This window comes from Robbsia andropogonis, from assembly GCF_034047095.1.
In the GTDB taxonomy this organism is placed as follows: Bacteria; Pseudomonadota; Gammaproteobacteria; order Burkholderiales; family Burkholderiaceae; genus Robbsia; species Robbsia andropogonis.
In genome coordinates, this window is the sequence record NZ_CP139170.1 from 593,846 (window position 1) to 615,383 (window position 21,538).

21 protein-coding genes and 1 pseudogene are annotated in these 21,538 nt (G+C 56.0%); 10 read left to right on the top strand and 12 right to left on the bottom strand.

Translation table 11 applies throughout. The annotated features are described in order from the left end of the window. Positions 1 to 53: 53 nt before the first annotated feature. From SJQ66_RS16205 to SJQ66_RS16220, 4 genes are all read right to left on the bottom strand, one after another. Positions 54 to 2,147: a peptidase domain-containing ABC transporter gene (locus SJQ66_RS16205; RefSeq protein WP_320535023.1), complete on the bottom strand. Its 2,094-nt coding sequence runs from the start codon at positions 2,145 to 2,147 to the stop codon at positions 54 to 56. Positions 2,148 to 2,167: 20 nt separating this feature from the next. After that, complete coding sequence (locus SJQ66_RS16210; RefSeq protein WP_024906023.1) at positions 2,168 to 2,347, bottom strand: hypothetical protein; 180 nt, start codon at positions 2,345 to 2,347, stop codon at positions 2,168 to 2,170. Positions 2,348 to 2,381: 34 nt separating this feature from the next. Next, positions 2,382 to 3,323 (bottom strand): TraB/GumN family protein, encoded by a 942-nt coding sequence (locus tag SJQ66_RS16215; RefSeq protein WP_024906024.1) that lies wholly within the window; start codon positions 3,321 to 3,323, stop codon positions 2,382 to 2,384. 113 nt (positions 3,324 to 3,436) lie between these two features. Continuing rightward, complete coding sequence (locus SJQ66_RS16220; protein ID WP_320535024.1) at positions 3,437 to 3,727, bottom strand: glycine zipper domain-containing protein; 291 nt, start codon at positions 3,725 to 3,727, stop codon at positions 3,437 to 3,439. A 567-nt stretch (positions 3,728 to 4,294) separates the two neighbouring features. Here SJQ66_RS16220 and SJQ66_RS16225 point away from each other — a divergent pair. The 5 genes and pseudogenes from SJQ66_RS16225 (at position 4,295) to SJQ66_RS16245 (ending at position 7,908) form a co-directional block, all read left to right on the top strand. Further along, positions 4,295 to 4,657: a transposase gene (locus SJQ66_RS16225; protein WP_157685249.1), complete on the top strand. Its 363-nt coding sequence runs from the start codon at positions 4,295 to 4,297 to the stop codon at positions 4,655 to 4,657. Positions 4,658 to 4,800: 143 nt separating this feature from the next. Then, positions 4,801 to 5,058 (top strand): IS66 family insertion sequence element accessory protein TnpB, encoded by a 258-nt coding sequence (gene tnpB / locus SJQ66_RS16230; RefSeq protein WP_051504719.1) that lies wholly within the window; start codon positions 4,801 to 4,803, stop codon positions 5,056 to 5,058. A gap of 267 nt (positions 5,059 to 5,325) precedes the next feature. Continuing rightward, a pseudogene (locus SJQ66_RS16235) lies at positions 5,326 to 5,529 on the top strand (transposase domain-containing protein); the annotation flags it as partial. A 46-nt stretch (positions 5,530 to 5,575) separates the two neighbouring features. Continuing rightward, the gene (locus SJQ66_RS16240; protein ID WP_024906027.1) at positions 5,576 to 6,172 is read left to right on the top strand and encodes a plasmid pRiA4b ORF-3 family protein; all 597 of its coding nucleotides are present in this window, start codon (positions 5,576 to 5,578) and stop codon (positions 6,170 to 6,172) included. A 989-nt stretch (positions 6,173 to 7,161) separates the two neighbouring features. Continuing rightward, the gene (locus SJQ66_RS16245) at positions 7,162 to 7,908 is read left to right on the top strand and encodes a metallophosphoesterase family protein (RefSeq protein ID WP_320535025.1); all 747 of its coding nucleotides are present in this window, start codon (positions 7,162 to 7,164) and stop codon (positions 7,906 to 7,908) included. A 21-nt stretch (positions 7,909 to 7,929) separates the two neighbouring features. On the opposite strand, the gene SJQ66_RS16250 is transcribed toward SJQ66_RS16245, so the two are convergent. After that, positions 7,930 to 8,715, bottom strand: coding sequence for an AraC family transcriptional regulator (locus SJQ66_RS16250; protein WP_320535026.1), 786 nt, complete (start codon positions 8,713 to 8,715; stop codon positions 7,930 to 7,932). Between the two features lie 119 nt (positions 8,716 to 8,834). On the opposite strand from SJQ66_RS16250, the gene SJQ66_RS16255 reads away from it, so the two are divergent. Beyond that, complete coding sequence (locus SJQ66_RS16255) at positions 8,835 to 9,791, top strand: quinone oxidoreductase family protein (protein WP_320535027.1); 957 nt, start codon at positions 8,835 to 8,837, stop codon at positions 9,789 to 9,791. Between the two features lie 72 nt (positions 9,792 to 9,863). Here SJQ66_RS16255 and rbsD read toward each other — a convergent pair whose 3' ends face one another. The 6 genes from rbsD to SJQ66_RS16285 all read right to left on the bottom strand — a co-directional run bounded on the left by rbsD (position 9,864) and on the right by SJQ66_RS16285 (position 15,939). After that, entirely contained in the window at positions 9,864 to 10,262 is a 399-nt protein-coding gene (rbsD, locus tag SJQ66_RS16260; RefSeq protein WP_320535028.1) for a D-ribose pyranase, read from the bottom strand. Continuing rightward, positions 10,259 to 11,155, bottom strand: coding sequence for a ribokinase (rbsK, locus tag SJQ66_RS16265; protein WP_320535336.1), 897 nt, complete (start codon positions 11,153 to 11,155; stop codon positions 10,259 to 10,261). Before rbsK ends, rbsD begins: the two co-directional genes overlap by 4 nt. Positions 11,156 to 11,270: 115 nt before the next feature. Further along, complete coding sequence (locus SJQ66_RS16270; RefSeq protein ID WP_320535029.1) at positions 11,271 to 12,323, bottom strand: LacI family DNA-binding transcriptional regulator; 1,053 nt, start codon at positions 12,321 to 12,323, stop codon at positions 11,271 to 11,273. A gap of 21 nt (positions 12,324 to 12,344) precedes the next feature. Beyond that, complete coding sequence (locus SJQ66_RS16275) at positions 12,345 to 13,355, bottom strand: ABC transporter permease (protein ID WP_024906035.1); 1,011 nt, start codon at positions 13,353 to 13,355, stop codon at positions 12,345 to 12,347. Further along, positions 13,352 to 14,974, bottom strand: a complete 1,623-nt coding sequence (locus tag SJQ66_RS16280) for a sugar ABC transporter ATP-binding protein (protein ID WP_320535030.1) — start codon at positions 14,972 to 14,974, stop codon at positions 13,352 to 13,354. Before SJQ66_RS16280 ends, SJQ66_RS16275 begins: the two co-directional genes overlap by 4 nt. After that, the gene (locus SJQ66_RS16285) at positions 14,971 to 15,939 is read right to left on the bottom strand and encodes a sugar ABC transporter substrate-binding protein (RefSeq protein ID WP_024906037.1); all 969 of its coding nucleotides are present in this window, start codon (positions 15,937 to 15,939) and stop codon (positions 14,971 to 14,973) included. The genes SJQ66_RS16280 and SJQ66_RS16285 overlap by 4 nt, the downstream gene beginning before the upstream one ends. 173 nt (positions 15,940 to 16,112) lie before the next feature. Between SJQ66_RS16285 and SJQ66_RS16290 the strand changes: the two genes are divergently transcribed. After that, positions 16,113 to 16,253: a hypothetical protein gene (locus tag SJQ66_RS16290; RefSeq protein ID WP_320535031.1), complete on the top strand. Its 141-nt coding sequence runs from the start codon at positions 16,113 to 16,115 to the stop codon at positions 16,251 to 16,253. 363 nt (positions 16,254 to 16,616) lie between these two features. Beyond that, complete coding sequence (locus tag SJQ66_RS16295) at positions 16,617 to 17,696, top strand: hypothetical protein (RefSeq protein WP_320535032.1); 1,080 nt, start codon at positions 16,617 to 16,619, stop codon at positions 17,694 to 17,696. On the opposite strand, the gene SJQ66_RS16300 is transcribed toward SJQ66_RS16295, so the two are convergent. Beyond that, positions 17,674 to 18,012, bottom strand: a complete 339-nt coding sequence (locus SJQ66_RS16300) for a hypothetical protein (RefSeq protein WP_320535033.1) — start codon at positions 18,010 to 18,012, stop codon at positions 17,674 to 17,676. The genes SJQ66_RS16295 and SJQ66_RS16300 overlap by 23 nt on opposite strands. 632 nt (positions 18,013 to 18,644) lie before the next feature. On the opposite strand from SJQ66_RS16300, the gene SJQ66_RS16305 reads away from it, so the two are divergent. Both SJQ66_RS16305 and SJQ66_RS16310 read left to right on the top strand, forming a co-directional pair. Next, positions 18,645 to 20,129, top strand: coding sequence for a SulP family inorganic anion transporter (locus SJQ66_RS16305; protein ID WP_046153158.1), 1,485 nt, complete (start codon positions 18,645 to 18,647; stop codon positions 20,127 to 20,129). A 132-nt stretch (positions 20,130 to 20,261) separates the two neighbouring features. Beyond that, complete coding sequence (locus tag SJQ66_RS16310; RefSeq protein ID WP_320535034.1) at positions 20,262 to 21,500, top strand: MFS transporter; 1,239 nt, start codon at positions 20,262 to 20,264, stop codon at positions 21,498 to 21,500. Positions 21,501 to 21,538: the final 38 nt, after the last annotated feature.

The following is a 21,538-nucleotide window of genomic DNA, read 5'->3' on the forward strand; positions in this document are numbered from 1 at the left end:
GTTATTTACTGATATATGGCTCAGAAGGTACCGTCGACTTGCAAACGTGCCCGTTACCGGACCGACACGTCGATAATCCGATCCGCGCTGGCGATTGTTTCAGGTCGATGTGCAACAACGATTCTGGTCAGCGAAAGTTTCTTGATTGCGTCGTTTACGCGTTTCTCGTTTTCCACGTCGAGATGACTAGTGGCTTCGTCGAGCAGCAATACTGATGGTTGTCGATAAAGCGCCCGCGCAAGCAGCACGCGCTGCTTCTGACCACCGGACAGGACCGACCCCATATCTCCAACCATCGAATTGAACCCCATCGGCATTCGGTTAATATCGTCTTCGATGGCCGCGATCCGGGCAGACTCACGAATGCGTGTGTGATCTGGCATTTCGTCGAAGAAACATATGTTTTCGGCCAGGGTACCTGCAAACAACAGGTCTTCCTGCATCACCGTTCCGATAAGTCGCCGGTGCGTCATTGTTCCGAGCGCTTCAATAGGCGAATTGTTTATGTGAACAGCGCCCGACCTCGGACGAAGTAAGCCGGCTATGATTTTCAGAATAGTTGTTTTTCCGCTTCCGCTTGCACCCACGATTGCGACATGCTCACCGGGATTGACGGTCATGCTGAATTTTTTGACGACATCCGCTTCCTCATCGGCATAACGGAACGAGACATCCGTTAGCACTATTCTTGCCGCCGAGAAATGCGCTGTCTCGACACCTGTTGTACGGACCTCTTCCTTCTCGTACATGATGTCGGCGAGACGGTTCAGTTGGACGTCCAGCATACGAAATTCGTACACTTTGTCGACGAGGCTCGTCACACGCTTGGAAAACTGTTCTCGATACGAAAGGTAGGCGAGCAACATTCCGATCGAGAAACTTTTTTCGATCACAGCATTGGCACCCATCACCACGACGATCAAATTCTCGGCACGGAAGATAAAGCTATTCGCGCCGTGGAAAAATACTAGCAGCCGCTGCGTACGCAACCATGCATTTTTTTGTCTAACGATCTGGTTCAACCAGCCAGCGATCCGTGAATGTTCCTTACCAAACAATTTGATGCTTTGAATGCCGCGAACGCTTTCGAGCAGATACGTCTGTTGCTTGGCATCGAAGACAAACTGACTTTCGTTGGCCGATCTCAGTGCGCCGTACAGCGAAATTCGTAACGCAATGTAGATTGCCAACGCGCCGACGCTGATCAGCGCAAGCTTGGAATCGTAGATTATCATCATCACGAGCGTGCCGATTGACATAGCGCCATCAAGCACAGCTTCTATCACGCTCGTGCTTAGCGTGTTTTGGATAACGTTGATCGTGTTGACTCGGGTAACAATGTCGCCGAGGTGCCGTTTTCCGAAGAAACTGCCCGGTAGATGAAACAATCGACTACCGACGTTAGCAAGCCACTGCACGGAGAGCGATGCACCCATGTGCGCGACAATCCAGGCGCGCAAGGCTTCGATTGCACTCTGCGACGTCCAGACAATTCCGAACCCGATGGCAAGCGTCAATACCAACTGTTCGTCACCAGTAACAAGAGCCTCGTCGGTTACCCATTGCACGAAGAACGGTGTCACGATCGTGCAAACCTCGATAGCGATGGCGAGCAGGAATATCTGCGAAAGTGATCGTTTAAGCCCGACAATGCGTCCCGTCAACTCGCGCACCCGAGGCTTTTCTTTCCGTTTCGCCCGTTTGAATTCCGGGTTTGGCGTCAGCTCGAGTGCGACGCCCGTGAAATGCCTGGATAGTTCCTGCCATTCAACCGTGCAGCGTCCGAAAGCCGGGTCAACGATTTCCACGGCCGAGGAACGGACCCTCTCCAGCACGACGAAGTGATTAAAACTCCAATGCAAAATGCAGGGTAGTTGCAGGTGGCGCACTTCATCCAGTTCAAGTGACAATGGGCGCGCCGTCAGTTTCAGATGGCTTGCGATCTCGACCAGGTTAGCGAGCGTCATGCCTTTAAGGGATACCGAAAAGCGTTGACGCAACTGGCGTAAATCGATTCCGTGACCATGGAATGACGCGACCATACAGATGCAAGCTAGTCCACATTCGGCTGCCTCGTTTTGAAGAACAACCGGCACCTTCTTGCGTAACCCCAACTGAAGGTTGCCAAATATCTCAAGGAGATTCATGGGTGCCCGCAGTAGAACGATTAGCCGATCAGCGCTTTGACGCCTAGCGCGGCGATGAATATGAGGGCCAAGGTCAGCGTGTACCTTGTCCACTTTGATCGTCCTAGTCGGCCACTCTCGGATAGATGCCGTACGCCCGACGTGATGAGATACGCTAGCACGCCGATGACAAGCGCGGAAATAATTGCGTGTTTGTTCATGTTCGAAATTTTGTGTCGGTTGAGCTTGTCTGTCTTAGGCGGCGTCGATGGCAAATCCTCTAGCTGCAAGGAGCGTCAGTAGGCTACTTGGTCCATTGAAGTGGTTGAATCCAACCGCAACGGAAAATGGAGCCGCGGCAGGAGATTGCGCTTCGGCCAAGATCCGGTCGACAAAGCGTTGGTTTCGCTGATTCAGCATTTTTTCGTTTACGATCTTATCGAGATGCGTAGAGTAAGAATCAAGCGCTGAAATCTCACTTGCGACTTGCTCGACATCTCCCTCCAGCCATGCTCTCGCAATGCCTGTCAATGCCCTATTTGTTTGCGCTGCAGTCGCGTTCTGCTCGAGATAGCTGCGAAGCATCGCGTCTTGAATTTCCTCTGGAAATGAGTCAAACATCACGAACTGCTGCTCGATGCTTTCAAAACTTTCTATTGGTACATCGTAGCCATGTGCTTCCGCAACTATCTTTGCTTCAACGCTGGTCAGCTTGCCGAGGTTCGCATTTCGCTTCTCGATATCCTGGAGCAAGATCGAGATGGCCCAGGGTTTTAGTCTTTTGATTTTCTCAACTGGGACTTTATCCGCGTTGACGCGTGCTATTAGAAGTGCAGCGGTCAGCACACTGAGATGCATGAATACGTCATCGTCCTTCGGGTAGCTGCAGTGCCGTATAGCGTTAGCCCGGTCAGTCGCGTCGTTAGGATTCGCTTCGATAAATACCTTGGTGGATGTGGCGATTTTCTCGATGATACGAGGCGGCAGCCGCTCGTGACGAGGAAGCACATGAATCGTCGGAATGAGATTGATCACAAGGCCTGTTTCGGAAACCGCTTCCCAGACAATCCCGTTATTGGAGAACAATTTCGCCGGCATTGCGCTGCCTTCCTGCGGTGCAGCGCCGGCACTTCTGGCAAGAGAGTTGATCATGAAGGAAATCACGATTCTCACGAAATCACGGCGGGAAGTTGACATGCGTAATTCACTAGTAGCCAAACGACAATTTATGCCCAACGCTAACGGTGCGCCGTTCGTTCAATACCGCGGGCCTTGACCAAAGCCACGACCCGCGGCGCGGTTGCTAACGCTTAGCCGCCACCGTCTCCTCCACCGTCTCCTCCGCCGTCGCCGTCTCCATCATCGCCGTCATCGCCGTCGTCCGAGTTGTCGCTGGAATTGCCGCTAACAGCATTGCCAACGGCTTCACCGACGGCCTCACCCGCAATGGCTCCTGCGGCGCTACCCACTGCTGCACCGACCGGACCACCTACTTCACCGCCGACAAGTCCGCCAACAGCAGCGCCAACCGCATTGCCTACATCGCCGGCAGACACGCCACCACTAGGAATTGCAAGTTCGTTGTCGTTCAGGAGTCTCACGATTGAAAATCCCCATTTCGTTGATTTCTATTAATCGAATGCCCACTATGAAAATTTTGTGACATACAGCCCCGAGAAATAACACGCACGTCTGCGTTTATTCACTGCATTCACATTACCGTAAATTTCAATTCTTACACTGTGGGCGGAGAGACAATATCAAAACTGATCGAATAAAACAATTCGATATTCCTTTCATGATTTCAATATAAAAATTACTATTGAAAGGATGTGTATATAAAGTGTAAAACCTGCTGCTGTGACAGCATGGTCACTTTAATACATTACGTACAAGGTTTTGTGATATTCTTATAAAATATGTATATATTTCAATAACATGGTGTGTTTTATTTGTGTAAAAGTATTTTTGATCCTTCGTTTAAAGTGCCTAGGCATATAAAATATATTTTTAATTTTGATGCCTCATGGCAGACTATCTATAATTATAAACACTGAAATATTAATAATATCCAACATAGATCTTACGTAGGCAAGGCGCCAGCACCGTTTGTTAAAGAAATGTAGAAACGGATATTTAGTGTGCACCATAAAACAGTGAGCACCATCGTGGACAAATTTCTGAGTGTGCGTGAGTCAACGGGCCGTTACCGGCGCCCGAATTTCCCCAAGGATCTCAAACGGCGCCTAGCCGAGCAGACATTCAAGCCCGGCGCATTGGTGGCGCTGATTGCCAGACAGAACGACATCAACGCCAAATTGCTGTTTAAATGGCGGCAGCATTACCTGGACGGCGACTACGGCGTTCCAAGCGCCGGCGTCGTGCACACACTGGCTCAGCCTCCATCCGCATTTTTCTTGCCTGCATCTATTGCCGACTCGCCCGCTTTTATCGAAGAGGCTGTGCCGGTTGCACCAGTGAGCGCGCCGTCACTAGAAAGCCGGACTGGGTATTGTGAAATTGACTTCTGACATACCCGCCTCAAGGTGCTCGGCGACGTCTCTGCCACGTTGCTGAGCACCGTGATCGGCGAGTTATTGCGCGCAGACGCTGCTCGCGCATGATCGGCTTACCTGCACGCACGCGCATCTAGATTGCTGCCGGCACCACCGATATGCGCAATGGCCTCCAAGGCTTGGCTGCAAAGGTGGAGGCGGTGTTGGAGGAAAATCCGTTATCCGGTAACGTCCTCGTCTTCCGTGGCAAGCGCGGCAATGTCGTCAAACTGCTGTGGTCCAGCGGAGTTGGTTTGTGCCTGCTCTGCAAACGGCTCGAACAGGGGCGTTTCGTGTGGCCGCAGGCGCAGGGCGGCAAGGTTCATCTGAGCCAAGCGCGGCTCTCGATGCCGCTTGAAAAAATCGACTGGAAATAGCCCAAGCGAACTTGGCAGCCCACGTCGGTGTTGTAAACGTCGGTGGATATGCGTGAACTGCAACGCATGCCGCTCGCCGACTCGCTCCCCGACGATATCGATGCTCTCAAAGCGTTGCTAGCCGCGCGTGAAGCCGAGCTCGCGGCGCGCGACGGCGTGGAAGCGCAGCTGCGTCAGACAATTGACACTCTCACGCAAAGCCTGCATTTGCGCGGGCTAGAGATCCAGCAACTCACCCTGCAGATCGCCAAACTCAAACGCATGCAGTTCGGGCGCAAGAACTTCTTGTTCATGGGCGCGCACAGCGGCGGCGAGCGCGCCGCGGCAATGTACAGTCTGATTGGCTCCTGCAAGCTAAACGGGATCGAGCCCGAAGGGTATCTGCGCCATGTTCTCACGCACATTGCTGATCACCCGAACAACCGGGTGGACGAATTGCTGCCGTGGAACATCGAGAGGCAAGCTCATTAAGGCTTGGGCGATAATAGCGAGCAGTTCCGTTACCACTACGTTGACCATGGCCAAGTCCCATTTGCTGTTCACGCTGCGCGTGACGATCCGCGACATCAACCCGCCGATCTGGCGTCGAATCCAAGTTGAAGGATCGACTTCGCTACGCAAGCTTCATCACATCTTGCAAGCAGCCTTCGGTTGGAGTAGCTCCCATCTGCATGAATACGAGATCGACTACAACCGCTATGCGCGTTTCGATGATGATGACGTTCTGGACTCAATGGATCCCGACGCGACGTTCGACGACCGAAAGACCAAACTCATCAAGGTAGCGATCCCGGGAGTAAAGTTCGTTTATGAGTACGACTTCGGCGACGGATGGAAGCACGATGTTGCGATTGAGGATTTGCAACATATTGAAGGAGACCCAGGAGGCTACGCGGTTGTGCTCGACGGCGCGCGAGCGTGTCCCCCCGAGGACGTCGGAGGTCCATGGGGGTACGCCAACATGCTAAAGACATTGCGCGACGCGCCCGACAGTGAGGAAGGCCAGAGCTACCGAACTTGGATCGGAGCTGGCTACGACCCCGAGTGCTTCGATCGCCATGCGGCGAATGCCGCGTTGCTGCGCATGGCCTGGAATCGCTGGGGCGGGAAATGACAAAACCGTAAATACGGTTCTTGCGCCACGCTTACGAAATATCGTTGCGTAACCCGTTCCGTTTTGCATATTTACACAGATGACTTAAAACAACTGAGGTCTGACTCCAAGATTTACCATCCACTGCTGCGAGTGTTCCCGTTCCGTTAGTCTTTATGTTATAAAAATCGACAAGATGTTTTTCTGACCCTCCCTCAGCAAACAGTCCTTATCTAAATTGGGAAAATCCGGCATGATAAGCGCTAAGTCAGCCCGGGGAGCCGTGCCTCTTTGACAAGAAACACAACGACCGATCCGGGCATTCGACATAGACGGTTAAATTCGCGACAATCGTGCTGTGTACGATATCCAATTACAAAAACTTTCTTGCATGTCCAATTCCGAGAGCCAGCAAGGTCCATCTCGAATGGGAGATTGGCTTTCTACCATTCACTTCTCCGTTTGGTTTGCGTTTGCAGCGATTTTTTATCTTAGCAATGAGTTTGACAGAATGTTCGGATTGTCGATCTTGGTGATCCCATTGGTGGCAACCCCTGGATTGATCGCCATAACGACATCTCTAATCGGACTTATCGCGAACGTCGGAGCGCGCTCGTGGAAGAAGCTGGTTTCTGTAGTCGGTGCGCCGGTACTTGCCCTATCCCTCCTTACAGCATTAATCCATTACCGGATAGATTTCGACTGGCTCCGATTTCAGGCCACGCAAGCACATTACAGTAGGCTGGCTCGCCAGTTGCCAGGGCCTTCGCCTCGGTACCACGAATGGTCCTGGGGGAGCGTCGGCGGTGCGGCTGTTGCAAACATTTTTTATACTCTTGTCTACGATGAAACCGATAGACCGCTTGACCGTCCTACCAGTTCGGGGCAAGAGCGTGCGACATTCTCATCCCGTTCGTACGGTAATCATTTTTTTCTGGTCACGGAACTGTACCAATGACATCTGCGGAAATGTCGCCCGCGATGGCATACCTCTTCGGAGGAGTTAGCAAATGCGAATCGCCGCAATTTCCGACATCCATGGAAACCTACCTGCCTTACAGGCCACGCTTGATCACATCCGGACACAAAATGTCGACCTAATTGTCAATCTTGGCGATATAGCCTCAGGCTCGCTTTACCCATCGAAAACGGTGGATTACTTATCTCCGCTTGGTTTCCCGACAATCAAAGGAAATCACGAACGGCAGTTGTTAGCCGGTGTCGTCGCGAATATGGGAGAGTCAGATGCGTACACGTACGGGCAATTGCGGAAAGACCAATTAGAGTGGATAGAAAGCCTTCCCACGTCATTACGGATAGCCGAAGACGTACTGCTGGTGCATGGAACCCCTTCCAGTGACCTAGAATATTTCCTTGAAACAGTGACAGCCGAGGGGGGCCGTCAGGCAACCCTGCAAGAAGTCGAAACAAGAGCCGGCACTGCTAATGGAGAGGGGTTGGTATTATGCGGGCACACGCATATTCAACGCTCAGTGCGACTGTCCGACGGACGCCTGATCGTCAATCCGGGGAGCGTTAGGTTACAGGCGTACAGCGACGTTCATCCTTTTCTGCACAAGATCGAAACAGGCTCTCCACATGCTCGTTATGCAATAGCAACGCGGTCGGAAACGCAATGGAACGTTAAGTTTTACTTGGTCGAATATGATTGGGCATCAGCCGCCGATGTATGCAAGGTGAACGGTCGCGCTAGCTGGGTGGTTCCAATAAGCGCTGGACTCATTGGCCAACGCTAACGTGTTAATAAAACCCGCGGCTCACCCTTCCAAAGCATCCGGCGAATACCGCCCTGGTGTCGTACCCGTGGCGCGCTTGAACATATCGATAAAAGCGCTAACGTTGTCGTAGCCTAATTCCAGCGCAATCGTTGTAATGCTGACGCCGTCGGCGATCAACTCCAATGCGCGAAGCAGGCGCGCTTGCTGTCGCCACTGCGCAAAAGAAAGCCCGGTTTCGGCGACAAAGTATCTGCTCAAGCTACGGGGCGACAGACCTGCCCAATGTGCCCATTCGGCATGGCTGCGTCCATCCGACAAATCGGCTGCCAATGCCGTGGTAATCCGGACAAGCCGAGCATCGTACGGGCTGGGCAAGGAGAGCGGTTCCGCTTCGGATGCAGCGATTTCGTCCAGGATGACGTCGGCAATACGAGCCTGCGCGGGTGCCAATGCCGTTCCCTGCCATTGTGCCGCCCGTCTTACCGCCTCACGCAGTAGTGGCGTCGTACGCAGCGCACGCGGCTCGCTTGGCAAACCCTGACAGCGTGGTTCGGCAATGAAGACGCTCCATCCAGAAAAAGGGCCGTATGACCGTACCGAGTGTTCAACGTGCGGTGGCAACCAGATCGCGTGGGTCGCTGGCACGACCCATTGTTGTCGATTGATCCCTACCGACGCGAGGCCCTCTAGCGCGCCCATCAATTGGCCACGCGCATGGCTGTGTGACGTCACTGTGCGCGATTCCGATTGGGTCAATTCCGCGGCTGCGAGGAAAGGACCCTCGGCCGAGAGGACCAGTTCTGGTCGAATCAAGGGTGTATTCATGGCCGAAATACCGTAGCGATTGGCTTTTATACCGGAGCCGGGCCAACCGAGCAAGCCTAGACTAGCCTTACCCCCTGTCTTCACGGCGAGCAGAACATAGCAAACAGCAAGGAGCGAATATGAAAGCAGCGGTAGTGGTAGAGGCGGGCGGGCGCCCGCAATATCTGGACTTCGAGGAGCCCATCCCGGCCCACAATCAGGTATTAATCAATGTCCAGGCATCCGCGCTAAGTCAGCTTGCGCGTGGCAAAGCTTTCGGCAGCCATTATTCATCGACGGGGCGTTTCCCCTTTATTGCTGGTGTCGATGGTGTCGGCGTCCGTGAGGACGGCACGTCCGTCTATTTCTTAGGCATACCGGCACCTTTCGGCGCAATGGCGCAGCGTACGGTTGTGCCGGAAACGATGTGTGTGCCGCTGCCCGTTGGTCTCGATGCAGCGTTCGCCGCGGCTTTGGCAATACCAGGCATGTCGTCGTGGGCCGCTTTGCTGGAGCGTGCGCGTTTCGTCAAGGGGGAGACGGTTTTGATCAATGGTGGGACAGGCGCATCGGGACGTTTGGCGGTGCAGATTGCGAAGCATTTGGGCGCACGGAAGGTGATCGCGACAGGCCGGGATGTCCGGACGCTCGACGCGCTCGGAAGACTCGGCGCGGACGCGGTGGTGTCTTTGGATCAGGCCCCCGAAAGCGTTGCCGATGCATTGACGCCGCATTTGGCCGAAGGTGTTGATGTCGTACTCGACTACCTCTGGGGACCAAGCGCACGGACCCTGTTGACGACAGCAGCAAAAGTGCTGCCGGAGGGTTATCCGCTGCGCTTCGTGCAGATTGGTACGATTGGCGGAGCAGAGCTGACCTTACCGGGCGCGGTGCTACGGGCATCCGCTATCACGTTGCTCGGTAGCGGCATTGGCAGCATACCTATGCCACGTCTGCTAGAGGCGGTGAAAGGGGTTTTGCAGGCCGCGATATCGGTACAGCTCGAGGTCGATATCGCACCGGTACCTTTGTCGGCAATGGCCGATTATTGGGACACCGACAGCCGTGCCCGCACGGTGTTTTTGACTGAACAATGACGTAATGACTGATGAAGTCGGAAATACCTCGGTCACACGAGCCATTTTCACCAGAGCCTTCACGCGCGGCCCCTAAAACGTGACGCCCGCCACCAATATCACATTCGCATACGGCGTACATTCACCTGTGCGGATAAACGCGCGTGCTTGTCCGCTGAGCGTTTTCAGTTCCGCATGGGACATCGTACGATGGTCGATTGGCAGGGCGGTCTGGAGATCGGCGAGCCAGGGGGCCGCGCGAGTCACCGTCTCCGAGGCGATCACATACGACTCCACCTGCATTTCCGTCAACACTGTGGAGAGCACGACCTCGATGCCGGGCACGCCGGGTGTCAGCGCTAGGTCGATGATCTCGACGCCCGTGTTGCGCGGTGCCGGCATGCCGGCATCGGCGATCAATACCATGTCGCCATGCCCCAGGCTGGCAATCAGGCGCGATAGCGCAGTGTGCAGTAAAGGGGTTTTCTTCATACGTGAGATCCCATGAAAGCCTTGACCTCCGCGTAGGAGGGAATCGATGTCTGCGCACCGGCGCGCGTAACGGAGAGGGCGGCGGCGGCCAGACCGAAACGTATCGCCGTCGTGGTCGCCGTGCCGGCGGCAAGCGCCGCCGCGAGCGCGCCGACAAACGTGTCGCCCGCCGCTGTCGTGTCCTTCGCCTCGACGCGATGTCCTGCGTAATGGTGCGCTTCGTCGCTACCCTCGGGTAACCACAGCACGCCCTGTGCGCCCAAGGTGATCACCACATGACGCGCGCCATCGCGACGCAAGTGCCGGGCAGCGGCGGCGGCATGCTCGATCGAATCCACCCGGATGCCCGTCAACGACTCGGCTTCGGTCTCGTTTGGTATGAGGAAGTCGATCAGTGGCAGCCATCCCGCCGGCAAGGCCTGCTGCACCGGTGCGGGATTCAGGATGACCACTTTCCCCGCTGCACGCGCATGCGTCAACGCGGCATGCACCGTCTCGGTGGGCACTTCCATTTGACACACCACGACATTGGCCGCATCGAGCGTTGCACGATGGTCTGCAATGGCGCTGGGTGAAAGCGCCCCATTGCTGCCGGCCACGATGGTGATGGCGTTCTGCCCCGCATCGTCGACGACGATCACCGCGATACCGGTGGGGAGCGCTGCCGCTACGCTCACACCGTCGCACTGGATGTGTTCGTCCTCCAATGCTTGCTTCAATAGCGTGCCGAAATGATCCTGGCCGATGCACCCCACCATGTCTACGCGTGCGCCCAGCCGCGCGGCGGCCACTGCTTGATTCGCACCTTTGCCGCCCGGTATCTGCGCGAAGCCGTGGCCGGCGAGCGTTTCGCCAGGACGCGCCATGCGAGAGGTCCGCACCACCAGATCCATATTGATGCTGCCGACAACCACGACCCGGCCGTGACGGCCTGAGTCGAGCGTGTCGTGTGAGGAGGGCGCGACAACGGTGTCGGCGGAAAGCGACGTAGTCTGAATGGTGCTCATGTCATGATTTTTGAGATGGGGCAGGTTTGGCGGCGACGCGTGCGCGTGTGGCACGGCGTGGTGCGGTCGTCGATTCCCGCACCAGCAGGCGCGGCACCAGCATATGGTGCTGCACCTCGCCGGTGACACGTCCTGTAATTCTGTCGAGCAGGCCGATTGCCGCCACCTCGCCAAGCCGTCCGATGGTCTGACCAACGGTGGACAATGCGGGATACACATAGCGGCTCATCTCGATATCGTCGAAGCCGACGATCGAGCAGTCCTCGGGAATGCGAATGCCGCGCTCGGCGGCGGCGCGCAGCACACCGATGGCCATCGCGTCGTTGCTGGCGAAGATCGCCGTCGGCGCATAGTCGCGAAACAAGGCGACGGCTGCGTTATACCCGCCCGGACTCGTGAAGTCGGCGATCACGATCGACTCGTCAGGAAGCGGCAGACCATGTTCGGTCATCGCCAAGCGAAAGCCGTCCACGCGATGTGCGCTCACGGTGGTGCTGTCGGGACCCGCAATGCAGGCAATGCGCCGATGCCCTATATCGATCAAATGCCGGGTGGCTATCGCCGCGCCGGCGCGGTGATCCACCTGTACGCGGTCCGCGCGAATACCGGCAATGGGACGGTCGATCACGACGACAGGCACCGTCACGTGCCGCAGCGCCTCGGCGGCGGCGGCCTCGTCCCCCACCGACGCGATGATCAAGCCGTCGACGCGCTTTTCATGGAGGACGCGCAGCCACTCGCGCTGCACCTCCACGTCGTTGTCCGAGTTGCACAGGAAGACGCAATAGCCATGACGGCGCGCGAGATTCTCGACGCCTTGCGCGATCTCCGCGAAGTAGGGGTTGGTATTGCTGGGCACCAGCATGCCGATCGTCCGCGTGGCCTGCGCTTTCAACGAGCGGGCCACCGCGGAGGGAACGAAGTGAAGTTCGGCCACCGCCGCTAGTACGCGCTCCCGCTTGTCGGCACGAACGGGCCGGGTGTCGTTCACGACGTGCGACACCGTGGTGTACGAGACCCCGGCGAGCGCTGCGACATCTCGAATGGTCGGCATTGGCTGTCTTGTCGGCGTGCGTCAGCTACGACGTTTCGCGCGCCGGCTCCGGTAGGTGTCGAGTACCACCGCTACCACGATCACCGCGCCTGTGATGACACGCTTGGTCGGCTCATTCGCTCCGATCTGCGCAAGACCCGCCGCCAGCACGGAGATGATCAATACCCCGATGAACGTGCTGATGACCGAGCCTCGGCCGCCCATCAAACTGGTACCGCCGATCACCACAGCGGCAATCACTTGCAATTCGATGCCGGAGCCGGCGTTCGGATCGGCCGCCTCAAGCCGTGCGATCTGGAACAACGAGGCGAGTCCGGCGAGCGCTCCCATCAGCGCAAAAACGATGACTTTATAGGGACGCGGGTCGATGCCGGCGAGGCGCACCGCCTCTTCGTTGGTGCCGATGCCTATCAAATAGCGACCGAACACGGTTCGCGTCAACGTCAACTGAGCAACAATCATCACGAGCACCGCGATGATGAAGGCGGGCGATACGCCGAACGCGATCGGGTTTGCCAGCCAGTCGAATGCCTCGCCGATGTACGCGGTTCGCGAATCGGTAAATTGATACGCCATCCCGCGCGCCATTTCCAGGACACCGAGAGAGACGATAAACGACGGAATGCGCCAGGTCACGGTGACAATGCCCGTGATCGACCCCGCCAGCGCGGCGATGGCCAGCCCCGCCAGGGCCGCCGATATCGGATTCCAGTGCCAGCGCAATGCGGCGACGCTGACGACCGATGCGGCCAGGGCGAGCACCGAGCCCACCGACAAGTCGATGCCCGCGATGATCAGCACGAAGGTCATGCCGACGGCCATGACCACGAGATCGGGGATCTGGTTTGCAATCGTGATGAACGTGTCGTAGCTGAGGAAATGCGAACTCAGCACCGAGAACAGCGCGATCATGGCGAGCAGCGCGCCGGTCAGCCCGAGATAGCTGTTGAGGCCCATTCTCGTGCCGGCATTGACGGCCGGTGTCGGCAGGACCGCTGCCGCGTCGGCGTTTTTATCGACGGGAGCCGTCATGGTGTGTCTCCATTGGATGCAAGATGCGAGGCATCAGCCGCCTCGGCATGGGTCGGCGCATGGACCAGCGTGTCGCGCGCCGCATATCCTGAAAAAGCGGCGGCCAGAAGATTGGCTTGCGTCCACTCGCCGCGAGCAAAGGTCTGGACCAGGCGGCCAGCGGACATGACCGCGATACGATCGCAGATCAGCATCAATTCGCGCATATCGCTCGACACCACGACGATCGCCTTTTGCTCACGCGCCTGCGCCCCCAGCAAGGCATAAATATCGAATTTGGCGCCTACGTCGATGCCGCGCGTGGGCTCGTCGAACAGCAGCACGTCGCAGTCCCGTGCGAGCCAGCGCCCGATGACAACCTTTTGTTGATTCCCGCCCGACAGCTCTCCTACCGGCTGACGCGGACTGGAGCAACGGATGCGCATGGCATCCACGTGTTTTTGCGACAGCGCCTGTTCCTTGCCGCCATCCATCAAGCCGAAGCGCGACACCGCCTGGAAATTGCCCAATGCCAAATTGGCGGCCACCGGTTGCGGGAGCAGCAGCCCCTCGCCCTTGCGGTCCTCGGTGATCAGCGCCACGCCGTTGCGCACGGCCTGCGACGGCGAGGCAATCTCTCGGGGGCGGGGCGGGTCGCCGATCTCGACGGTGCCGGCGTCCTTGCGGTCCGCGCCAAAGATCAGGCGAAGCAACTCGGTGCGACCCGAGCCGATCAAGCCACTTATCCCGAAAATCTCGCCTTGTTTGACCTCGAATGAGACGTCGCGCACGACATCTGCACGACTCAGTCCGCTTACCCGAAGCAGCGGATTGCCGATACGTCGCTCACCTAGATCAATGCGTTCGCCTATATTGCGGCCTACCATCAACTGCACGAGACGATCCGTGGGATAGTCTGCAATCGGGCCGACGCTGACGAGTTTGCCGTCGCGTAACACCGCAATGCGATTCGCGATGCGCGCGGTTTCCTCCAGACGGTGCGAGATATAGACGATTGCCACGCCGTCGCGCTTGAGCCGCTCGACCTGCTCGAACAGCAGATCCACTTCGCGGCCGCTCAACATGGCGGTGGGTTCGTCCAGGATCAGCACGCGGCAATCGCCGATCAGATTGCGCGCGATTTCCACCATCTGCTGATGGCCAATGCCTAATGCCGCAACCGGGGTGTCTGGATCCAGGGTATCGAGCCCGACACGGGCCATTGCCTCCACCGCGTTGGCACGCAGCGTTTTACGCGAAATCCATCCGGTGCCGCGGGTGCGGGGCAGTTGATTGAAAAACAGGTTTTCGGCAATCGTCAGCGTTGGCAGCAGATTGAGCTCCTGCATGACCATCCGCACGCCCAGCGCTTCGGCGTGGCGCCGGCTGGAGGGCGCATAGTTCCCGCCGCGATACGTCATGGTGCCTTGCGTCGCGGTTTCGAGTCCACCGATGATTTTCGAGAGCGTGCTCTTGCCCGCTCCGTTTTCACCGGTCAGTGCCAACACCTCGCCGCCTATCAGCGAAAGGTCGATGTCGCTAAGCACCGGCGCCGCATACACCTTGACGATGCCGCTGACGCGCAGGACTTCATTTCCCTGCGCGGGCGATATCGTCATGGCACCCGTGTCGATCGTCATTTTTTCGTGACCAGTACGACCGGCGTTTCGACAACGGACGACAGATCGTTTTGCTTGGTGTGCTCGCGGATCGCCTTCAACGCGGTATCGATGCCGAAGACCGCCTGTTTCGAGCCGAACTGGTCGACCGTCGCCAACACCCGGCCGTCGTTTAGCATCGGCTTGATCGCCGCGATGTTGTCGTAGCCGATCACGGCAACTTTGCCTGCCCGTCCAGCGGCACGAATCGCCGATACCGCGCCGATAGCCATGTTGTCGTTGCCGGCGAGCAGGGCTTTCAGATTCGGATACTCGTTGAGCATGGCGGATGACACGGCGTTACCCTTATCGATCTCCCAGTCGCCCGATTGAATGGAGACGACCTTGATGTTCGCCTGTTCCATGGCCGCCTTGAAGCCTGCCGTGCGTTGCTGCGCGTTCGTCGTCGTCGATACGCCCTCGATGATGCCCACTTGATCACCCGCTTTTAGCGTCTTCGCTAAATAATCGCCGGCCAGCTTGGCGCCTTTCGTATTGTCCGGGCCGACGAAGGGGATCTTGATCCCCTTCGAGCTCACCACCTCCGGATCGAGCCGATTATCGATATTCACGACGATGATGCCCGCATCCACTGCCTTCTTCAGCACTGGCACCATTGCCTTGGAATCGGCGGGGGCGATGACGATCGCGTCCACCTTCGCGACGATCATCTGTTCCACGATACGGATCTGCGCACTCGTGTCCGTCTCGTTCTTGATGCCGTTGGATATCAACTCGAAGTCTTTGGGATGGGCTTTCTGATACGCCTTCGCGCCGTCTTCCATGGTCAGGAAAAACTCATTTGCAAGCGATTTCATGACCAGGGCCACGCGCGGCACGTGCGGTGCGGTGGCGCTCTGCGCATGGGCGAAGCTCGGTAGCAAGGCGCCAGCCGCGAGCGTGGCGACACCAGCAGCGAGGATACGACGGCGGAAAGTCTGGTTCATCATGCGTCTCCATTATTTTCGTTTGACGCGCGCACCGGTTCGCCTCGCCCTTGTCTATGGACCAGAAGGCAAGGCACAACGACCGATGCGCGGCAGGCCTTTGGGCGGCCTGGTGCGTCACGAGAGGGTAGGAACCGGTGGATTCCGTTCCGCAAACGTTTGCGGATTCGATAATGTGGCGGAAGACGGTGCGCGTCAATCTAGGGAAAACCGCAGCATCGCCCGGCGGCCTGCATTCCAAGGGATGGGATCGTCGCCAAGACCTGTGGGAACGTCATGCGCTCGTCAAGATGGGCGAAGACTCCGGCTGGTGAGAGCCGGTACCGACCTCAACGAATAGGGTTCCTGTGCGATGTAGTCGGACCGTCACAGCCCATCAGAGGCATGCTTATTTCGTGCCGTGCGTCAGCTTTTCGTCCGTACGACGTAGTACGCTTTTTAGTATCCGGCATGCTTTCCGCAAATTACTCATTCCGGTCTTGCAAATGAAACTCTGCTTTCCGTGTTTCTCGCCGTCGGAGGTTTCAGGAGATGATGCCCCGGTCAGGCGTGGAACGCCGCCTGCAGTACCGGCTGCGCGGTCATCCCGGCGCGAAGGCGGCGCTGCCTTGCAAGAGTTGCCGCCGCGAACGTTGACCACTTCCGCATCATCCATGCGCCAGAGGCAGCGATTGCCCATGCAGGCAGGAGGTTCGTCGCGAGCGTCCGGACACGACGCTGCGGTACCTTCGCCTTCGCTCGACACGGTGCGGAAAGCCTGTGATCCGAATCGGATGGGCCTGATCGCCAATAATGCGTTCTCGATCGAAATCGACCATCCGTACGATTCTGGAAGGACGGTACCCGACAAGGAAGTGCTTGAGGACATCATTCATGTAATGAGCTTCCGCCGTAACGCCGATCAGGCAACGGGGAGAGGACTCAACGCTGTCGGCGTCGCATTGGCGGTCAGGATGTTCGCGGAGGCGTTGACGCATGTCGCGCCCGTTTCCCCTGATGCCTCAGCCATTCGATCGGTTGCGGCCGCGCTGAGAAACACTACGCAGATCACCGTCTCTCGCCAGCCCAGAAGAATTTCAGAAGATATTGTCGAACAAAACTTTCAATGTCGATCGCGCGTCGCTGCCAGCGAGATTGCTGACTGGATGAGCCAAATGCGTCCGGGCCAACATACATTCTTCCTTATCAATAATCGATCTTTCGTCGCGCACATGGTGGGCCTCTCACTGTCTAAGATTGACAAGGATGTCGTGCGCGTCAGCTTAGTCAATCCCGTGAACTCGAGGGTAGGCAGTTTCATTGATGCTCCGCTCGAAAACATTGAGCCAGGAATGGCAAGCTTCTTTTCCGGGGACATCTTCAAGCACATCTGCGCGACGTTCGTGTCGGAATCGATCAACGAGATACCGACGCAACCGGAGTCCAGCACGATCTTTACCGAATGGATGAAGACCTTGAATCCCGGCAAGGCGCTGTCGTCCGATTACTTCGACGGCAAGCCGTTGCTCCAGCGTTCCCAGAAAGGCGGATCGTGCACCATCGAGTCAGCTTTCGCGCTCATGGCCACGACCTTGCCAAGGAATGCGTACAAGCTTGCAAAGGCAGCGTGCCTGAGTACCGTGCTTGAAACGGGCAAGGCGCTTGACGCGTTGAACCCCGCCGAGCGCGAAAGGATCAAAGAACGTCTAGACTCCGCTGTTCGAGGCATCGGCAGCGAAGCAATGCCTGAAAAATTCAAGCAGTATCATTGGAGGTGATCTCACTTGCTCCCCGGGATTCGTATGCGAATGATTTGGAGCCGGTTCCAAAGTTACCCGTACCGCTGAAACTAGGTTGCTTTCTCCATTTCCAGAGTTCTTCCAGGGAATAGGCTTTGATGCGTGGTATCGGATTGCGTAGCGCGGCACTTTTGTAAGCCTCGCCTACAGCCAGAAAGCACCAGCAGTCGTTAACAAACGCACTAACGCTGCAATACGGGATGAGTAACCCGTCTGGCGATGACACGCCAGACGACTTGGCATTAACCTTTAATATATCGTTGTCAGGAAGATCCGTCGGCAGGTTGCCATCCATGCAAGATGCAAGGTTTGTTTCTGTCCGCTAACCTGGAAATAGGTAAATAAGCAGGAATTCGCAGGGAACATGTTTGTTGCTTGGGGTTATGGCGTTGACATCACCTTGTCGTGCATCTGATCGGGCAAGCCAATCGAGAGCCCGTATATCCAAAGCATCAATGGAAAATTTTGCGATGAGTGGTGTTTCTTAGAAAACTGCTTATGTCGAATTTCATAGCTTATTGATTCTTGGCGCTGATGAAGTCGAGCGCTCAGGTGGGGGCAGCCAGCAGTGATGTTGCGCGCGTCGCGCTATCGCAGCTTTGTCGGGGCCTAAAGCACTCCTACTTCTGTGCTGTGGACATCAATACGGCTTTGCTCTAACATTATGGCGTAGTACCCCTGCAAATTTTCTCCTCCACTACAGACCCATGTAACTTTTCGCGAACCCCACTTTGTCACATAGCTTGACCAACAGGGTTCGCGGAACTTGGGAATCACATCGCCTGCATTTTGTGGGCTGCGGCTTATTAGACTACGCCTTACGTAAAATCGTTTTGCGTGAGTCTTGCGCTAGCGTGTCTGCTTTTTATCCCAAATTTGCTTCCCGGTCGGCTCCCGTCCGTAAAAATGCTCTAAATTTATTCCCCTATGAATAAAGCTAGTTTCCGTGGGCAATGGTTTGCAAACCCGCGAGCCGATATTCTTGCCGGTGTCGTTGTCGCTTTGGCGTTGATTCCTGAGGCTTTAGCGTTCTCGATTATTGCGGGAGTCGATCCCCGCGTTGGAATATATGCAGCATTTATCATCGCCGTAGTCTGCTCGATCGCTGGCGGTCGGCCGGCCATGATCTCGGCCGCAACGGGTGCCATAGCACTGCTGATCGTTGATCTCGTGAAGTCGAATGGCGTGCAGTATCTTTTTGCCGCAGGCATTCTTGCCGGATTCTTGCAAATTGTCGCGGGCCTTTCAGGACTGGGAGCGCTCATGCGGTTTGTGTCACGGTCAGTCATTACGGGATTCGTCAATGCTTTAGCTATTTTAATCTTCCTTGCCCAGTTACCGCAGCTGCGAGACGTACCCTCCTACGTTTATTTGATGGTTATAGCAGGTCTGGCCATCATATATTTATTGCCTCGCCTCACTAAAGTCGTGCCTTCACCACTGGTCTGCATTATTGTATTAACGGCTATTTCCATGTGGATGCATCTCAAGCTACGCACTGTCGGCGATATGGGAGCTTTCCCGAGCGAACTGCCTATGCCTGCCATACCGCACATTCCGCTCTCATTCGATACGCTGCGCATCATATTCCCTTACTCGCTCGGCATCGCCGTTGTCGGACTCCTTGAATCGCTGATGACCGCAGCTATCGTAGACGATTTCACGGATACGCCAAGCGACAAGAATCGTGAATGTTGTGGCCAAGGTATAGCGAATATCGTGTCTTCTTTTTTCGGTGGAATGCCAGGGTGCGCGATGATTGGACAAACCGTCATTAACATCAAATCCGGTGGGCGAGGTCGACTCTCAAGCTTTGTCGCAGGCGTCTTTCTCCTGTTTCTCGTCGTATTTCTAGGTCCTTGGGTAAAGCAAATCCCCATGGCGGCGCTGGTCGCGATCATGATTATGGTGTCGATCAGTACCTTCAACTGGCAGTCGCTTAAAAACCTTCGTACACACCCAAAAAGCTCATCTACGGTGATGATTGCAACCGTGATAACGGTGGTGGCAACTGAAAATTTGGCTACCGGCGTGTTAGTGGGCGTGTTGTTAAGCGCGCTTTTTTTCGCGTTTAAGGCGCAGCGCGTCCTGGCGATCGATTCGGTGTTGAATGAGGAAAAAGAAGAACGTTTATATCTGGTTCGGGGCCAAATTTTTTTCGCATCATCTGGTGCCCTAGTGGATGAATTTGATTTTAAGGAAAAAATAAAGGTGGCTCGACTCGACCTGACACACGCGCATTTTTGGGACATTACCGCAATCGAGGCGCTCGATCGTGTGGTGTACAAATTTCGCCGCAACGGGATTGCGGTGGCGGTCACGGGTACAAACAGAGCTAGCAAAACGATGATCGACAAATATGCGAAACACGACAAGGAAATTGGCACTGCTGATGCAAGTCTGTCGCATTAACGGTAAAACACGGATTCCGCACGGCATGCTGCTTGCCGAAGGGCTAATGTCTGATCTTGTATCGGCTCCTAGCGAAGTCATTTCTCATCTACTAAGCCTCGCGCCGAAGTAGTTATCGGCGCAAGCATATCGATGCAAAAAGGAGAAATTTCATTGATTCGCAAGTACGTGAAGTTCGGTGTATCAAACTGGCGCAATCTGCTGTTTGGTTTGGTGCTCATGACACTGTCTAGCTTCGGCCAGACCTTTTATATATCCCTTTTTGGTCCGCACCTTAGAGAAGAATTTTATCTTTCGTATGGAAGTCTCGGGGCTGTGTACGCTGCGGCCACTATCACGAGCGCAATGTCTCTTACATTTGTCGGACAGTGGATCGACCGAATAACGGTGCGCCAGTATGCAATGGGTGTCGCAGTTTTTTTGTCTTGCGCTTGTTTAATGATGGCGGCAAGTCATAACCTGCTGTTTTTGTTCGTCTCCCTATATCTTCTGCGTTTGGGAGGTCAGGGATTAATGGTTCATACATCGCTGACCACCACCGCCCGGACATTCCCGATGGACCGCGGGAAGGCGCTTGGTATTACGACGCTTGGATTGCCGTTGGGGGAAGCCGTCCTGCCCATCATCGCCGTTGCGGGGATGGCAGCTATTGGCTGGAGATCAACATGGATAGTCGGTGGCGTAATCGTCATGTTAGCTGCATCTAGCGCCATTCGCGTTTTGCCTGATGCTGTTAAAAACTTTCGTGCCCGTGATAGCTTCTCGCCTCAGCGGCGCGCAACGACGTTACGTCTCTGGCGAGACCGACGACTTCTTCTGACATTACCTTGCGTCTTGGCGTCGCCTTTCATTTCAACAGGATTCTTCTTTATTCAGGCACGGCTTGCCGCGGAAAAGCATTGGTCGCTGGAGTTTCTCGCTGCTTGCTTTGTAGGGTACGCGGTCGCTCGGGCTTTCGCGCTCCTCGCCATAGGGCCTGTGATAGACAAGTTTGGCGCCACGCGCCTGCTTCCGTTTTTTCTGGTCCCGCAAGGTATCGCGATGGCGACGATTGCTCTCGTGTCCGGAAAGATAGGGGCCCCCATTTATTTAATCTCAACAGGTATATCGGCGGGAATAGCAGCAACCATGCCGACCGCCTTATGGGTGGAAATGTATGGTGTAGAGGAACTCGCGCGAGTGCGATCGTCGGTCGAAGCCGCTACGGTTGTGGCGACTGGACTGGCACCCATCGTCGCAGGTTCGCTTATCGACGCGGGCGTACCGTTGACAATTCAGGCTGGCGGCTGTCTTTTTGCAGTGGTCGCAGTTAGCTGGGTTTCCAGATTCGCCTCACGCCACGCGAACCCGGCGCAGTTTCCAACGGGTTAGATCGCGCTGTCGTAGTTGGCTTAGCGAGAGTAGGTTCT

What these genes read in the sequence shown, in the direction of transcription:
- SJQ66_RS16205 (WP_320535023.1), bottom strand. Translation starts at nt 2,147, where the DNA reads ATGAATCTCCTTGAGATATTTGGCAACCTTCAGTTGGGGTTACGCAAG.
- SJQ66_RS16210 (WP_024906023.1), bottom strand. Translation starts at nt 2,347, where the DNA reads ATGAACAAACACGCAATTATTTCCGCGCTTGTCATCGGCGTGCTAGCG.
- SJQ66_RS16215 (WP_024906024.1), bottom strand. Translation starts at nt 3,323, where the DNA reads ATGTCAACTTCCCGCCGTGATTTCGTGAGAATCGTGATTTCCTTCATG.
- tnpB (WP_051504719.1), top strand. Translation starts at nt 4,801, where the DNA reads ATGCGCAATGGCCTCCAAGGCTTGGCTGCAAAGGTGGAGGCGGTGTTG.
- SJQ66_RS16240 (WP_024906027.1), top strand. Translation starts at nt 5,576, where the DNA reads ATGGCCAAGTCCCATTTGCTGTTCACGCTGCGCGTGACGATCCGCGAC.
- SJQ66_RS16245 (WP_320535025.1), top strand. Translation starts at nt 7,162, where the DNA reads ATGCGAATCGCCGCAATTTCCGACATCCATGGAAACCTACCTGCCTTA.
- SJQ66_RS16250 (WP_320535026.1), bottom strand. Translation starts at nt 8,715, where the DNA reads ATGAATACACCCTTGATTCGACCAGAACTGGTCCTCTCGGCCGAGGGT.
- SJQ66_RS16255 (WP_320535027.1), top strand. Translation starts at nt 8,835, where the DNA reads ATGAAAGCAGCGGTAGTGGTAGAGGCGGGCGGGCGCCCGCAATATCTG.
- rbsD (WP_320535028.1), bottom strand. Translation starts at nt 10,262, where the DNA reads ATGAAGAAAACCCCTTTACTGCACACTGCGCTATCGCGCCTGATTGCC.
- rbsK (WP_320535336.1), bottom strand. Translation starts at nt 11,155, where the DNA reads ATGGATCTGGTGGTGCGGACCTCTCGCATGGCGCGTCCTGGCGAAACG.
- SJQ66_RS16270 (WP_320535029.1), bottom strand. Translation starts at nt 12,323, where the DNA reads ATGCCGACCATTCGAGATGTCGCAGCGCTCGCCGGGGTCTCGTACACC.
- SJQ66_RS16275 (WP_024906035.1), bottom strand. Translation starts at nt 13,355, where the DNA reads ATGACGGCTCCCGTCGATAAAAACGCCGACGCGGCAGCGGTCCTGCCG.
- SJQ66_RS16280 (WP_320535030.1), bottom strand. Translation starts at nt 14,974, where the DNA reads ATGACGATCGACACGGGTGCCATGACGATATCGCCCGCGCAGGGAAAT.
- SJQ66_RS16285 (WP_024906037.1), bottom strand. Translation starts at nt 15,939, where the DNA reads ATGAACCAGACTTTCCGCCGTCGTATCCTCGCTGCTGGTGTCGCCACG.
- SJQ66_RS16290 (WP_320535031.1), top strand. Translation starts at nt 16,113, where the DNA reads ATGTGGCGGAAGACGGTGCGCGTCAATCTAGGGAAAACCGCAGCATCG.
- SJQ66_RS16295 (WP_320535032.1), top strand. Translation starts at nt 16,617, where the DNA reads ATGCAGGCAGGAGGTTCGTCGCGAGCGTCCGGACACGACGCTGCGGTA.
- SJQ66_RS16300 (WP_320535033.1), bottom strand. Translation starts at nt 18,012, where the DNA reads ATGGATGGCAACCTGCCGACGGATCTTCCTGACAACGATATATTAAAG.
- SJQ66_RS16305 (WP_046153158.1), top strand. Translation starts at nt 18,645, where the DNA reads ATGAATAAAGCTAGTTTCCGTGGGCAATGGTTTGCAAACCCGCGAGCC.
- SJQ66_RS16310 (WP_320535034.1), top strand. Translation starts at nt 20,262, where the DNA reads ATGCAAAAAGGAGAAATTTCATTGATTCGCAAGTACGTGAAGTTCGGT.